Genomic DNA, 13,545 nt, shown 5'->3' on the forward strand with positions numbered 1-13,545 from the left:
CGTAGGACTTTGAAGGTGGCCGTCGTAAGGGCGCTTTTTGTTTAGGCACCCGGGCTCGGGCGCATGCTATGAAGGGAGAGCACATGAAGAGTTTCGTTGCCGAGGATTCGTTTTGGGAGCTATTTCCGCAGGCGGCTATCGGTGTTGTGGTCGTAAAGGGCATGAAGCCCGCGGCTCAGATTCCTCAAGAGGACGTTGATGCGATTGCCGCGTTGCTCGACCGCGTCAATATCGATGCGGAGCGTCACCTGACGAGTGATACCATCAGCGAGAATGCGCCGGTTAAGGCATGGCGCGAGGCATATCGCCTATTCAAGACCAAGAAGGGCGTGCGTTGCTCAATTGAGAACCTGCTCAAGCGCGTGCTCAAAGGCAAGCCGGTGGGCCACATTACGCCCGCGGTGGACATCTACAACACGGTGTCGCTGTCCTACGCGCTGCCCGTAGGCGGCGAGGATTTGCACGCGATTGAGGGAGACCTTTGCCTGAAGGTGACCGACGGTGGCGATTCATTTCTGCCGCTTGGCGAGGAGACAGATGACCCGACGCTTCCCGGCGAGCTCGCCTACATCGATGATGCGGGCGCCGTATGCCGCTGCTGGAACTGGCGCGACGGCGTTCGAACGGCCCTGTCCGACGATTCGGCCGATGCTTTCCTGGCGATTGAGTGCGTGGAGCCCGAGCGGATGGGGGACTGTCAGGCCGCCATCGATCGCTTGGCCTGGCTGCTCGAGCGCTATCTGGGAGCGACGGTTGTCGTTAAGACGCTTGTGACCCGCGACAATCCCTGCGTGGAACTGTAACGACGCCTGCGGATCATGTTCGCCGGTCAAAACCACTACAAAGGTGCCTGTCCCCTTTGTGGTGGTTTTTATGTTGATGGGTTAACAAATGGGATATTTGGGTAGAGGTGTTGCCTCGTGCGGCTAAGATGTTTACCCGTTAGCATCATGTAAGCGAAAGGCGGTCGTCTCCCATGCAGCAGAACGACGAGACACGTTTCGAGGACTTTGTCGGACTGATCAGCGGGCTCTACAAGGAGATCCAGCGCATTAAGACATCCGAGGGCGCAAGGCTGGGCCTCAAGGGCTCCGACGTTATGTGCCTGTACTATCTTGAGCGCAGCAAGGACGGCCTGACTGGCGCTGACCTGGCTCGCATGGCAGGCGTGACCCGTGCCGCCGTCTCGCGCACGCTCGCGCATCTGGAGGAGGGCGGCTACGTCGAGGTCGACGACTCGGGTGATGCGGCCGTTAAGTATCGTGCCCCGGTGCGCCTGACCGCTCTGGGCGGCGAGAGCATGAGCGAGGCGGACCGCATCATTCGCGAGGTGCTCGACACCACCGGTAAGGCTATGGGTGTGGAGCAGCGCGAGCAGATGTATGCGTCGCTGCGTACGATTCTCAACACCCTGCGTGAGATCTAAGGCCGCCAAGGCATTTGCTTCCCATTAAAAACTGCATCGTCCCGTTTGAGCGCGTATGCCGTCCCGGGACATTGCTGTCAAAATTCCCTGCGCGAGACCTGCGCAAGAAAGGATTCGCTATGTCCGTCCGCATTATTACCGATTCCGCCAGCGATATGTCGCCGGCGGAGCACCCGGCGCTGTCCGTCTTGCCGCTGTCCGTTACCTTTGGCACCGATGTGTATATGGATGGCGTCGACATCGATCACCAGCGCTTTTACGAGATGCTCGTGGAGCGCGACGAGCTGCCCAAGACCGGTCAGGTCAACCCGTACGCCTTTTCGCAGGCGATTGCCGAAGCACGTGAGGCCGGCGACGAGGCGGTGATTATTACCGTGGGTGCCAAACTTTCGGGGACCAATCAGAGCGCCCGTACCGCACTTGCCGAGGCGCCGGGCGGCGACGTGTATGTGGTTGATAGCAATAACGTTACCCTGGGTGAGCGCGTGCTGGTCGAGTATGCCCTGCGCCTAGTGGACGAGGGCCAGGGCGCGGCCCAGATCGCGGCGGCTGTCGAGGCCGTCCGTGACCGCGTGGTGGTTATTGGTCTGCTCGAGACGCTGGAGTACCTGGTGCGCGGCGGTCGCCTGTCTGCTGCTGCCGGTGCCGTGGGTACGCTGCTCAACGTAAAGCCTGTTGTGGCTGCCGAGGACGGTCTGATCGTGCAGCTGGGCAAGGCGCGCGGTTCCAAGAACGGACGTAACCTGCTCAACCAGAAGGTCGAAAAGGCGGGCGGCATCGACTTTTCCATGCCGCTGGCGCTCGGCTATACGGGCCTTTCGGATGCGGTGCTCAAGAAGTATATCGAGGACAGCGCGGCACTGTGGGCTGGCCACACCGAGGGCGAACTGCCCGTTCACACCATCGGCGCCACCATCGGCACCCATGTAGGCCCCGGCGCCGTAGCCGTAGCCTTCTTCCAGCCCGTTAACTAGCCCACCTGCCAAAACCACCACAAAGGGGACAGGCACCTTTGTGGTGGTTTATGCTATTCCGGGTGGAAGGGAGCGAGCAATGGCGTCTGAGGGCTTTTTTGAGCGGGTGTACGAGGTGGTCGAGCAGATTCCCGAGGGGATGGTCGCCACGTATGGTCAGGTGGCGCTGCTCGCCGGTCGTCCACGAAGCGCGCGCTATGTGGGCTATGCGCTGCACAGCAATCCGCGCCCTGGTCAGATTCCCTGCCATCGTGTGGTGTTTGCCGATGGCCGCATTTGCGAGGGCTTTGCGTTTGGCGGCCCCGATGCTCAACGTGAGCTTTTGCTAGGGGAGGGTGTGGCATTTAAGGACGACATGCACGTCGACTTGGCCGTCTGTCGCTGGCCAGGAGGGCTCTAGCGGCTCGTTCGTGTCAAAACCACCACAAAGGTGCCTGTTCCCTTTGTGGTGGTTTTAGTTTACCTGAGTTAACTTATGGAGAAGGTGTGGCGGCGCGGTTTGTCGCAGCAAAGTAAACCACGGTGAACTATATTGTATTCAGCAACGGAGCAGGCAATAGGCGATGAAAAAGCCTGCCCTGTTGAGTTTGATTCGCATTCCTCCCCTCTGTGCGATTCAACGGTGTACTTCGGGAACAGGCCCGCTGGCAACTGACTGCCAGCGGGCCTGTTCCTGTTAGGGGAGGATTTAGCCTCACCGTCTTTATGTGTTCAAATCCTGGCGACAGCACCGCAGGGCATGTCGCTAGTACACCATGCCCATGGCGTCCTGAACCTCGGCCAGGGTCTGCTCGGCAATCTCGTTGGCGCGACGGTTGCCCTCGTGCAGCACGTCCTTCACATAGTCCAGGTCGTTTTCGTAGCGCTGACGACGCTCGCGGATCGGCGCGAAGTACTCGTTGACGGCCTCGGTCACGTACTTCTTGAGCTGGCCGGAGCCGCCCATGCCAATCTCCTCGGCAATCTCGACCTCGGAACGGCCAGTGCAGATGGCGGCGGTTGAAAGCAGGCCGGACACGCCGGGGCGGTTCTCGGGATCGAACGTGATCATGCGCTCGGAGTCGGTCTGGCTCTTCTTGATGCGTTTGGCCGTCTCCTCGGCGGTCATCGAAATATTGATGGCGTTGCCGTAGCTCTTGCTCATCTTGCGACCGTCCAGGCCGGGCAGCAGCGGGGTCTCGGACAGCAGCGCGTCGACCTCGGGGAACACCTTGCCGTAGCGGTTGTTAAAGCGGCGGGCGATGGTGCGGGTGAGCTCGATGTGCGGCAGCTGGTCGCGACCGACGGGCACCACATTGCCCTTGCAGAACAGGATGTCGCAGGCCTGATGCACCGGATAGGTGAGCAGAAGGCCGGTGAGCTCGTGGCCCGAGGCCTCCATCTCGGCCTTGACCGTGGGGTTGCGCGCCAGCTCGGCCTCGGACACCAGCGACAGGAACGGCAGCATGAGCTGGTTGGCGGCGGGCACGGCGGAGTGCGCGTAGATCATGGTCTTGTCGGGGTCGATGCCGCAGGCAAGGTAGTCCATGACCATGTTGTACACGTTGTCCTGGATATGCTCGGTCGTGTCGCGGTCGGTGATGACCTGGTAGTCGGCGATGAGTACGTTGGTCTTGGCACCCATGTTCTGCAGCTCCACACGGCCCTTGAGGGTGCCGAAGTAGTGACCCAGGTGCAGGCGGCCGGTGGGGCGGTCGCCGGTAAGCATGGTGAACTTCTCGGGCGTTTTTGCCAGGCCCTCGCGAATGGCGTTGCTCTTTTGCAGCGCGACTTCGTAGCTGTTCTCGTTTGGCATGATTGCTCCTAACGTATGTTCATGGGTCAAGATGATAACGCGTTTATTGGAGGGGCAGGTCGTAAGTAGGCGAGGGGCGGGAGAGCGGCGGCTTGTGCGATGGGCGCGGCGTGGCTGCACGTTTGGCCGGCGGCGTCTGGACGCATCCTCGGCAGCTTACCCTAGCGCCTGTGGTGGCGCTCCTCCTTGCGTTCTTCTGCCGCCTGCTCCTCCTGCTTAAAGGCGGGATCGTCGGGGGTGACGAGCTCGTCCTCGTGCGTGCGCTTGTTGTAATGGTGGCGCAGCACGGGCTCAAACAGGTGCAGGTGCTTGGCAAAGGCCGCCGAGCCAATGGCGAGTACGGTAAAGATGAGCACGCGCATGGGCACCTCGACCTGGTTAATCGCGGCGGCGCCGGCCGAAAGCATGATGCACCAGGCGTAGATGAGGAGCACTGCCTGCTTTTGGTTGTAGCCCTCTTGGATCAGGCGGTGGTGGATGTGGCCCTTGTCGGCCTGCCCGATGCTAATGTGGGCGCGCTTGCGGCGCACGATGGCGCTAAACGTGTCGATGATGGGCACGCCGGCAACGATGAGCGGGATGATAAGCGAGGTGAGCGCGGCGGTGCGGCTCACGTTGAGCAGCGAGATGGAGCCCAGTGCAAAGCCCAGAAGCAACGACCCCGAGTCGCCCAAGAAGATGCTTGCGGGGTTGAAGTTGTAGCGCAAAAAGGCCAGACAGGCGCCAAAGAGCGCAATGGAGAGCGCGGCGGCGTCGATGCGGCCCGAGAGAACGGCCATCGAAAACATGGTGAACGACGCGATGCCGCAGATGCCCGTGGCCAAGCCGTCGAGGCCGTCGATGAGGTTAATGATGTTGGTGAATGCCACCAGATAGATCACGGTGATGGGGTAGGCGAGCCATCCGAGCATGATCTCGCCGGGGGCAAACGGGTTGACGATGACGCCGATCCGCAGGCCGCCGATACAGGCGATAAGCGCAGCGAGGACCTGTCCGGCTAGCTTTTGCTTGGGCTTGAGCTGGAAGACGTCGTCGATAGCGCCGGTCGCAAAGATGACGGTAAAGGAGAGGGCCAGCATAGGATAGCTAATGTGAAGGCGCGGGTGCGGCACCAGGACGGGCGGCCAGCCTAGGTGCCAGGTGCCTAGGATTTGCACAATGCAGGCAACGACCAGGCCCAAAAACACCGCCGTTCCGCCCAAACGCGGGATGGGCTTGGTGTTGATGCGGCGCTTGGAAGGATAGTCGACGGCGTCGAGCTTAATTGCCAAGCGCTTGACCAGGGGCACCATGAGGAAGGTCGTGATAAAGGCCGCCGCTGCCACGCATAGATACGGTATGTAGCTCGGGGATGAAGCCATGAATCTAAAAACCGCCAAGCGTCGAAGGAAAAGGTCAAAGGTTGCTAAGCGCAAAGGGCATAGCCGAACCATGATACTCGACCAAGGGGGGTGCATGGAATTGCACGCAGCGATAATCACGCGCTTACCAGATAATGGGATGTTGTCGATGGATTGTCGGGATACCGGCGGGGATCCATATGGGCTGTAATGGTGGTTTTCGGCAAATAAAAACCACCCCCCACGTTACGAAAATGAACCCACCTAAAACAGGTGGGTGCCCTCATCGACTGTTCCAGCGTCCTTAACAACGAAGGATACCTGTACTAGGTACGACTGTGTGGGCTCCCTAAATAAACGCGACGGTTCACCCAGTTGCTCCGCGGGGGGCGGAATACCTACATCATAAAGCGGCACTTTATCGATTCCAGTCTTGACATTACAAAAATCGTGTCGGACGATTACGGCGCCTTGGGCTCGAGCCGTCTGTGCGGTTGGTCCCTTTACGTTTGAGCTGCTGAATCGTTGTTTTGGAGCATGTTTTTATGCCGACGCCGTTGACCGAACTTTTTTCGCCCGCCTGCCATTTGTGTCCGCGCCGTTGCGGTGCGGTGCGCGACGAGGGTGCGCACGGCGTATGCGGTGCCGATGACACGCTCAAGGTGGCCCGCGCGGCGCTTCATATGTGGGAGGAGCCGCCTATCTCGGGCGAGGCCGGTTCGGGCACGATCTTCTTTAGCGGCTGCTCGCTCAAATGTATCTATTGCCAGAACCACGAGATCTCGACGGGCAATTTTGGGCTTGAGATTTCGCCCGAGCGCCTGGTCGAGATTATGCTGGAGCTGCAGGACCAAGGTGCCAATAACATCAATCTGGTGACGGCGACGCATTATGCTCACCTGCTGCCGGCCGCGATTGCCGCAGCTCGGGAGCGCGGACTGGTCATTCCAATCGTCTACAACACGAGCGGTTATGAGCGCGCGAGTGCCGTGGCGGCGCTCGGCGACCTGGTCGACGTGTGGCTTACGGACTTTAAATATGCCGATGCCGGGCTTGCGCAGTCGCTCTCCCACATTAAGGACTACCCGCGTGTGGCCGTGTCGGGCTTAGCGCAGATGGCACGCGAGATCGAGCGCCGCGGGGGAGAGCTAGTGGACGAGAATGGGCTCATGAAGCGCGGCATGATCGTGCGCCACCTGGTGCTGCCGGGGCATGCGGATGACTCGTGCCGCGTGCTAGACCTTGTGTGGCAGACGGTGGGCGACGTGCCGATCTCGGTCATGAACCAGTACACGCCCAATGCGCTCATGCGCGAACAAGGCGGCGACCTGGCGCGCGCCGTGACGCGCGAGGAGTATGAGCAGGTGCTCGACCATGCCGACGACCTGGGCTTTACGACGATGTTCTGGCAAGAGGGCGGCGCGGTAGACGAGAGCTTCACCCCAGCCTTCGATACCACCGGCGTCCTTACCAGCACAAAGTAACGCATTCGCCGATGATTTTTCTGGGACGGGGATTAAAAAATCATTCGGTACACAATGTTTTTTAATCCCCGTCCCAGAAAAATCATCGAGAGGATCGCCTGCTCGAAAAGTTGTCAAAATAGCCGCGCCCCAAAAAGACTGATTATTGGGCGTTGACAGTTGGCGAGCCGTAGGTAAAATATCGACTTGTCCTGGGGACGTAGCTCAGTTGGGAGAGCGCTGCCGTCGCATGGCAGAGGCCGAGGGTTCGACTCCCTTCGTCTCCACCCTTGGATTTGATAAGCCGCTGACATTGTGTCGGCGGCTTTTTTTAAAAGAAAGGGCTGTACCATGGCCAAGCTTGAGTCCCAACCACTGTCTGCCGAGGAACGCGCCGAGTTGGAAGAGCTCCGCGCCGAGAAAGCTCGTCGCGAGGCCCAGGAAGAGGCACGCCGCGAGCGTGAGGAGCTGGCCGCCCTGCGTGCCGAGCGTGCGAAGGCCGAGGAGGCCGCCGCGAACGTCGCCCCCGCGCCCAAGCCCGCCGCCGCGAAGCCCGCGCCCACCGCACCTAAACCTCAGCCTAAAAAGGTCGCTCGTTCCAAGTCCGTCGAGCCCAAGCCGAGCCGTGACGAGATGACCTTTGCCCAGCGCATGGTTACCTCCAAGGAGCCTACGGGCGAGAACGAGATCCCTGGCATGGCGCCGGCTCAAAAAATCATCATTGTCCTTGCCCTCATCGCGTTTGTCATCTTTATGGGCTACACGATCCTGACCAGCATGGGCCTGCTCTAGCCCATTCGCGCTGGGTGCCATGCCCGAACACTCTGCCCTTTTCCAACCCTCAACCTCTGCACAACGCATCCGAAAGGTCGCCCCATGGCTTTGACCGACATCTCGCATCCCACCGACATTGCAATGCTCACCGATCTGTACGAGCTCACTATGGCCCAGGGCCTGTGGGAGAGCGGCAAGGCCAATGAGCAGGGTTGTTTTACCGCGTTTTACCGCGACCATCCTTTTGGCAGCGCCTATGCCGTCATGTGCGGCACCGCCGAACTGCCCGAGCTGGTCGAGAATCTGCACTTTACGCCCGAGGACATCGACTACCTCGCCTCGCTCCAGGCCCCGGCCGGCGGCGCGATGTTCAAGCCTGCATTCCTCGACTACCTGCGCGATTTTCGTGCACATGTAAACATCGACGCCGTCCCCGAGGGCGAGCTCGTCTTTCCGCGCGAACCCATGGTTCGCGTCACCGGTCCCGCGCTGGAGTGCCAGCTGCTCGAAACGGCGCTGCTCAACATCGTCGGCTTCCAGACGCTTGTCGCCACCAAGACGGCGCGCGTGGTGCTGGCGGCGGACGGCCGTCCCGTTGCCGAGTTTGGCCTGCGCCGCGCCCAGGGTCCCGATGGCGGGCTGGCCGTCGCGCGCGCGAGCTACGTTGCCGGCTGCTCCTCTACGTCCAATGTGCTCGCCGGCCGCCGCTACGGTATTCCCGTCTTTGGCACGCATGCGCACAGCTGGGTCATGAGCTTCGACTCCGAGCTCGAGGCATTCCGGGCTTTTGCTAAGTCGAGTCCCAAGAACTGCACGCTGCTCATCGACACCTACGACGTACGCGAGGGTTGCGAGCATGCCATTACGGTTGCCAAGGAGATGGAAGCGGTGGGCGAGCGCCTGTCGGCCATTCGCATCGACTCCGGCGACCTCGCCAAGCTCTCCAAGTATGTGCGCGGCCGTTTTGATGCCGAGGGCCTGCCCTATGTGGGGATCTCGGTTTCTAACGATTTGGATGAGTACACGATTCAGTCGCTGCTCGACCAGGGCGCGCCCATCGACAGCTTTGGCGTGGGTACCAAGCTTGCGACCTGCTATGACCAGCCGGCGCTGGGCGGCGTGTACAAGCTTTCCGCCCGCCGTGCGAGCGAGGCAGATCCATGGACGCCGGTGGTCAAGCTCTCTGAGCAGCCATACAAGCGCACGATCCCGGGTGTGCAACGCGTGCGCCGTTATTACGACGGCTTTGGCGGCCCGGTCTGCGACATGATCTACGACGAGGACCATCTGGCAGGGGAGGGCGCCGCGCGCGGCAATACCCTTGTGGCCGTGAACGATGCCGCCCTGGTGACCGACGTGTCCGAACTTGAGTATCGCGAGCTGCTGGTGCCGATCGTGCGCGATGGCAGTGCGGTGGCTCCACGTGAGAGCATCCAGGACGCGCGCGAGCGCTGTGCTTGGGCGCTCGACCATCTGGACGCAGCTTTCAAGCGCTTCTTGTACCCGCAGACCTATGTGGTGGGTATGGAGCAGGGCCTGGCTCAGGTGCGCGACGAGCTCGTGCGCAAGAACATGGCCGCGGCCTCTGCCTTTCCCTGGGCTCACTAATTCCTTGGGCGGTAGGGGCGAGTTACGCTTCCCTTGCCGCCGGCTCGGCCGTTCGCTGAACAGTTGATTGGTTTGACGTATGACGACTTCTTATAAAACGATGGTGGTAAAGATCGGTTCGTCCACGGTGGTGGGCGCCGACGGCAAGGTCAACCGCGCCTTTATCGGCGGGCTTGCCGATCAGGCCGCAGCGCTGCGCGAGCTTGGCTGGCGCCTGGTCGTGGTGAGCTCGGGCGCCATTGCCTGCGGCTATCCCGTGCTGGGCTTCGACCGTAAGCCGGTCGGTGACCTGCCGAGCCTGCAGGCCTGCGCCTCGGCCGGTCAGTGCATCATCTCGTCGGCCTACGACGAGGAGTTCCATGCGCGCGACCTGCTCACCTCGCTCGTGCTGCTCACGCGTCACGACACGGCGCGCCGCACGTCCTACCTGCACGCGCGCGACGCCCTGCTGCGCCTTGTGGAGCTGGGTGTGGTGCCGGTCGTCAACGAGAACGATACCGTCACCGTCGATGAGATCAAGTTTGGCGACAACGATACGCTGGCGGCGCTTGTGAGCTGCCTGGTTTCTGCCGATCTGTGCGTGACGCTCTCGGACATCGATGGCCTCTACACCGCCAATCCGCACGAGGATCCCACGGCCGAGTTCGTCCCGGTCGTGCATAAGATCGACGCCAAGATCATCGCCTCGGCGGGCGATTCTTCCACATCGGTGGGCACGGGCGGCATGATCACCAAGATCCGCGCGAGCCGCATTCTCATGACGGCGGGCATTCAGAGCGTGATTTGCTCGGGCGAGGAGCCCGATGCGCTCGTGCGTCTCGCCCGCGGCGAGAGCGTGGGTACGCTGTTCGATCCGCCGGCGGAGCGCCTGGACATTGCGCCGCGCAAGCTGTGGATCGCACTGGGCGACAAGGCGCACGGCTCGGTGACGGTCGATGACGGCGCCGCGAAGGCGCTGGTCAGCCGCGGTTCGTCGCTGCTCGCGGTGGGTATTCGCGAGGTCGATGGCGTGTTTTCCGAGGGCGATGTGCTCGACGTGTGCGACCCGAGCGGCATGGTTGTCGCCCGTGGTATCGCCGAGGCCGATTCGGACGTGCTGGAGCTTGCCGCCGGCCGCCGCCAGGACCAGATTGCCAGCAACCGCCTGCTCGCAGACCTGGCCGAGAAGCCCGCGATCCATAGGGACAACTTGATAGTGTTTGCATAAAGAGAGGCAGCGCTGCGGCTCGTTTTGCCAGCAGTGCTGCCTCTCCTTTTCCGGCACTTGGGGACGTTCCTTATGTGCCGGTACTTTGGGACACTCCTTTGCTAGAAGATCTGGCGCAGGTCTCCGCGGTTGAGGGCTTCGTCGAAGAGGTGCTTGAACACCACGCTGCCGTGCAAGCCGTCGTGCTCGAACTCGTTGGTCACCCAGGCATGCGAGTTGCCCACGCGACTGAGCGTATCGAGCTGCATGCCCGAGTCCACGTACATGTCATCGAAGTACACCGCGGCCTGCAGGGGCACCTCGTTGCACGCCAGGCGCTGCGGGTCGTAGATCTTGTCCCAGCTTGTGTCTTCCATAAGCAGATCCATCGCCGGCTTGAAGGGCTTAAGTTCGGGCATCTGCTCAAACATCCACGGGAACATGGCCTCGCCGGTAAACATGAGCGGTCGCGTGAGCGTGTCGAACTCGGCACGACGGGCCTTCTCTTCTGCCGCGGCCCAGCGAATGGGCATGGTGTCGCCGTCGGCGTAGATGAACTCCTGAAGCGTCCAGTACAGCGGATTCGTGCGCGTGTTGGTGCGCTCGAAGGCGCGCATCAAAAAGCTGTCAGATACCGAGGCGCCGCAGGCCAGCGTGCCGTCGCCGTCAACAAAAGCATGATCGATAATCCAATGCATGCGCTCAAAGCTCGGCTTCATGCCAAAGTCGCTGCCCATGAGCTGTAGGCGTTCGACCGTCATCGGCGAGCCGTCGGGTAGCACGGGCTTTTGCTCCTCGAGGGCATCTGCCAGGGCCGCCACGCGCTCGACGTCGGCGGGGTAGCGGTTGTAATACTGCTGCGTCTTGGCGGCCATGCGCGGGAAGGTGTGCGCGTAGACCTCGCTTGCGCTCGCCGGTACGTGGGGGATGCCGCCGCAGGTAAAGCTTGCCGCCACGCCCTCGGGGAAGAGCGACAGGTAGCTCAGCGTCAAAAAGCCGCCGTAGCTCTGCCCGAGCGTGACCCAGGGCCTGCCGCCAAAGCCCACCAGGCGCAGGTACTCAAAATCGCGCACGATGGAGCTGGCGAGGTGGCGCTTGAGGAAGTCCGCCTGCGAGCGGTCCGCATCGGCGCCGGCTGCCTCGGCACGCTCGCCCAGTGCGGCAATCGTGCGCCCGTCTACACAGCTGCTGCGTCCGGTGCCGCGCTGGTCGGGCAGGACGACGCGGAAGTGCTTGACGGCCTCCTCGATCCAGCCGTCGCTTGTGGGTGACAGCGGACGCGGGCTCTCGCCGCCGGGGCCGCCCTGCAAAAACAGGAGCAGTGGCAGATCGTCGTTGATGCGGTCGGGCGCGCAAACCACACGGTAGAAGAGCTTGATGCTCTCGGGCGCACCTGCGATGGGCGCCGGCATGGCGCCGCGGCGCATGGTGCTGCCGACGGCCAGGAGCATCGGCTCCAGGCCGCGCCAGTCGAGGGGGACGTCGATGCTGTGGTCCTCGACATACAGGCCGGGGACGTGGTACGAAGTGATGAGGGCCATGTGAGTCTTCCGTTCGTTGCGGTGTTTCGGGTTGACCAATTCTACCGCCGCGGGCGAGGCCATGCGCAAATCGGCTACCATGGTTGCAAACTTCTAGGAGAAAGGGCCGCCCATGTCGGTCGATATAGCCACGTATGTCCACGATCTTGCCGTTGCCGCTAAGGCAGCGTCGGCCTCGCTTGCCACGGCGAGCGACGAGCAGCGCCAGGAGGCCGTGCGCGCCATGGTCGCAGCACTGCGCAACGGTGTCGACTCCATCGTTGCCGCCAACGAGCTCGATATGTCCGCCGCGCGCGATGCGGGGACCTCGGCGGGGCTCCTCGACCGCCTGCTGCTGACGCCCGAGCGCGTTGAGGGTATGGCCGCCGGCCTGGAGAAGCTCGCCGAGCTGCCCGATCCTGTCGGCCGCGTGCTCGACCACCGCGTGCTCGCAAGCGGCGTGGACCTCACCCGCGTGAGCGTGCCGTTGGGCCTGGTCGCCATGGTGTACGAGGCGCGCCCCAACGTGACGGCCGACGCCGCGGGCATCTGCATCCGCACCGGCAACGCCTGCATTCTGCGCGGCGGCTCGCTGGCCTATCACTCGTGTGCCATGATTTCTGAGCTGCTGGCCGATGCGCTCGAGACCAAGGGCTTCCCGCGCGAGGCTATCTCGATGATCGAGTCCACCGACCGCGAGGCCACTGGCGAGCTCATGAAGCTCCGCGGCGTCGTCGATGTGCTCATTCCGCGTGGCGGTGCGGGCCTGATCCAGCGCTGCGTGCGCGAGTCGCTTGTGCCGGTGATCGAGACGGGCACGGGTAACTGCCACATCTACGTGCATGAATCCGCCGACTTCGATAAAGCGCTCAATATTATCGTTAATGCCAAGACCCAGCGTGTAGGCGTGTGCAATGCCGCCGAGTCGCTGCTGGTCGACCATGCTGTGGCCAATGTGTTTTTGCCTGCGGTCGTTGCCGTGCTGCACGACCACGGCGTGCTCATTCACGGCGACGAGGCCACGTGCGCCGCGTGCGCCGATGCCGGCTTTGTGGAGGGCGATGACTACGTCGCCGCGACTGAGGAGGACTGGGGTCGCGAGTACCTGGCGCTCGAGATGAGCGTGAAGGTCGTGGCAAACGAGGACGAGGCCATCGCACACATCAATCGCTACGGCACGATGCACTCCGAGGCCATCGTTGCCGAGGATACGGATGCTTGCGAGCGCTTCCTGGACGCGGTCGATGCCTCGGCCGTGTACGCCAACGCCAGCACGCGCTTTACCGACGGCGGCGAGTTTGGCCTGGGCGCCGAGATCGGCATCTCGACCCAAAAGCTCCACGCCCGTGGCCCCTTTGCCGCCGAGGCCCTCACCACCTACAAATACAAGCTCCGAGGCACCGGCCAGGTCCGCCCCTAAACCTACCAAAAAGGGACAGGTTTATTTTGGCAGGTTTTA

At 62.2% G+C, this 13,545-nt stretch carries 12 protein-coding genes and 1 tRNA gene; 10 read left to right on the forward strand and 3 right to left on the reverse strand.

The window, feature by feature from the left end:
• The first annotated feature begins 83 nt into the window (after window positions 1-83).
• The 4 genes from DWZ15_RS00430 to DWZ15_RS00445 all read left to right on the forward strand — a co-directional run bounded on the left by DWZ15_RS00430 (window position 84) and on the right by DWZ15_RS00445 (window position 2,800).
• Window positions 84-803: a B3/4 domain-containing protein gene (locus DWZ15_RS00430; RefSeq protein ID WP_118448585.1), complete on the forward strand. Its 720-nt coding sequence runs from the start codon at window positions 84-86 to the stop codon at window positions 801-803.
• Between the two features lie 173 nt (window positions 804-976).
• Window positions 977-1,426: a MarR family winged helix-turn-helix transcriptional regulator gene (locus DWZ15_RS00435; protein ID WP_022093866.1), complete on the forward strand. Its 450-nt coding sequence runs from the start codon at window positions 977-979 to the stop codon at window positions 1,424-1,426.
• Between the two features lie 119 nt (window positions 1,427-1,545).
• The gene (locus DWZ15_RS00440) at window positions 1,546-2,400 is read left to right on the forward strand and encodes a DegV family protein (RefSeq protein WP_117583755.1); all 855 of its coding nucleotides are present in this window, start codon (window positions 1,546-1,548) and stop codon (window positions 2,398-2,400) included.
• A 79-nt stretch (window positions 2,401-2,479) separates the two neighbouring features.
• Window positions 2,480-2,800: an MGMT family protein gene (locus DWZ15_RS00445; protein ID WP_118448588.1), complete on the forward strand. Its 321-nt coding sequence runs from the start codon at window positions 2,480-2,482 to the stop codon at window positions 2,798-2,800.
• A 345-nt stretch (window positions 2,801-3,145) separates the two neighbouring features.
• Here DWZ15_RS00445 and trpS read toward each other — a convergent pair whose 3' ends face one another.
• Window positions 3,146-4,195 (reverse strand): tryptophan--tRNA ligase, encoded by a 1,050-nt coding sequence (gene trpS / locus DWZ15_RS00450; RefSeq protein ID WP_089572045.1) that lies wholly within the window; start codon window positions 4,193-4,195, stop codon window positions 3,146-3,148.
• 161 nt (window positions 4,196-4,356) lie between these two features.
• Window positions 4,357-5,556 (reverse strand): MraY family glycosyltransferase, encoded by a 1,200-nt coding sequence (locus DWZ15_RS00455; protein ID WP_118448591.1) that lies wholly within the window; start codon window positions 5,554-5,556, stop codon window positions 4,357-4,359.
• A 524-nt stretch (window positions 5,557-6,080) separates the two neighbouring features.
• On the opposite strand from DWZ15_RS00455, the gene DWZ15_RS00460 reads away from it, so the two are divergent.
• The 5 genes from DWZ15_RS00460 to proB all read left to right on the forward strand — a co-directional run bounded on the left by DWZ15_RS00460 (window position 6,081) and on the right by proB (window position 10,587).
• Window positions 6,081-7,019: a radical SAM protein gene (locus DWZ15_RS00460; protein ID WP_118448593.1), complete on the forward strand. Its 939-nt coding sequence runs from the start codon at window positions 6,081-6,083 to the stop codon at window positions 7,017-7,019.
• A 193-nt stretch (window positions 7,020-7,212) separates the two neighbouring features.
• A tRNA-Ala gene (locus DWZ15_RS00465) sits at window positions 7,213-7,285 on the forward strand.
• Window positions 7,286-7,349: 64 nt separating this feature from the next.
• Window positions 7,350-7,790 (forward strand): hypothetical protein, encoded by a 441-nt coding sequence (locus DWZ15_RS00470; protein WP_117635034.1) that lies wholly within the window; start codon window positions 7,350-7,352, stop codon window positions 7,788-7,790.
• Between the two features lie 84 nt (window positions 7,791-7,874).
• The gene (locus DWZ15_RS00475) at window positions 7,875-9,380 is read left to right on the forward strand and encodes a nicotinate phosphoribosyltransferase (protein WP_118448596.1); all 1,506 of its coding nucleotides are present in this window, start codon (window positions 7,875-7,877) and stop codon (window positions 9,378-9,380) included.
• A 79-nt stretch (window positions 9,381-9,459) separates the two neighbouring features.
• Window positions 9,460-10,587, forward strand: coding sequence for a glutamate 5-kinase (proB, locus tag DWZ15_RS00480; RefSeq protein WP_118448598.1), 1,128 nt, complete (start codon window positions 9,460-9,462; stop codon window positions 10,585-10,587).
• 101 nt (window positions 10,588-10,688) lie between these two features.
• On the opposite strand, the gene DWZ15_RS00485 is transcribed toward proB, so the two are convergent.
• A complete protein-coding gene (locus tag DWZ15_RS00485; protein WP_118448601.1) occupies window positions 10,689-12,107 on the reverse strand; it encodes an alpha/beta fold hydrolase in 1,419 nt (472 codons plus the stop codon).
• A gap of 112 nt (window positions 12,108-12,219) precedes the next feature.
• On the opposite strand from DWZ15_RS00485, the gene DWZ15_RS00490 reads away from it, so the two are divergent.
• Window positions 12,220-13,506: a glutamate-5-semialdehyde dehydrogenase gene (locus DWZ15_RS00490; protein ID WP_118448603.1), complete on the forward strand. Its 1,287-nt coding sequence runs from the start codon at window positions 12,220-12,222 to the stop codon at window positions 13,504-13,506.
• The last annotated feature ends 39 nt before the right edge of the window (window positions 13,507-13,545 follow it).

This window comes from Collinsella sp. AF29-7AC (genome assembly GCF_003475665.1).
Taxonomy (GTDB): Bacteria; Actinomycetota; Coriobacteriia; order Coriobacteriales; family Coriobacteriaceae; genus Collinsella.

Bases quoted from the DNA above. Each gene is read 5' to 3' on its own strand.
- DWZ15_RS00430 (WP_118448585.1), top strand. From the start codon at position 84: ATGAAGAGTTTCGTTGCCGAGGATTCGTTTTGGGAGCTATTTCCGCAG.
- DWZ15_RS00435 (WP_022093866.1), top strand. From the start codon at position 977: ATGCAGCAGAACGACGAGACACGTTTCGAGGACTTTGTCGGACTGATC.
- DWZ15_RS00440 (WP_117583755.1), top strand. From the start codon at position 1,546: ATGTCCGTCCGCATTATTACCGATTCCGCCAGCGATATGTCGCCGGCG.
- DWZ15_RS00445 (WP_118448588.1), top strand. From the start codon at position 2,480: ATGGCGTCTGAGGGCTTTTTTGAGCGGGTGTACGAGGTGGTCGAGCAG.
- trpS (WP_089572045.1), bottom strand. From the start codon at position 4,195: ATGCCAAACGAGAACAGCTACGAAGTCGCGCTGCAAAAGAGCAACGCC.
- DWZ15_RS00455 (WP_118448591.1), bottom strand. From the start codon at position 5,556: ATGGCTTCATCCCCGAGCTACATACCGTATCTATGCGTGGCAGCGGCG.
- DWZ15_RS00460 (WP_118448593.1), top strand. From the start codon at position 6,081: ATGCCGACGCCGTTGACCGAACTTTTTTCGCCCGCCTGCCATTTGTGT.
- DWZ15_RS00470 (WP_117635034.1), top strand. From the start codon at position 7,350: ATGGCCAAGCTTGAGTCCCAACCACTGTCTGCCGAGGAACGCGCCGAG.
- DWZ15_RS00475 (WP_118448596.1), top strand. From the start codon at position 7,875: ATGGCTTTGACCGACATCTCGCATCCCACCGACATTGCAATGCTCACC.
- proB (WP_118448598.1), top strand. From the start codon at position 9,460: ATGACGACTTCTTATAAAACGATGGTGGTAAAGATCGGTTCGTCCACG.
- DWZ15_RS00485 (WP_118448601.1), bottom strand. From the start codon at position 12,107: ATGGCCCTCATCACTTCGTACCACGTCCCCGGCCTGTATGTCGAGGAC.
- DWZ15_RS00490 (WP_118448603.1), top strand. From the start codon at position 12,220: ATGTCGGTCGATATAGCCACGTATGTCCACGATCTTGCCGTTGCCGCT.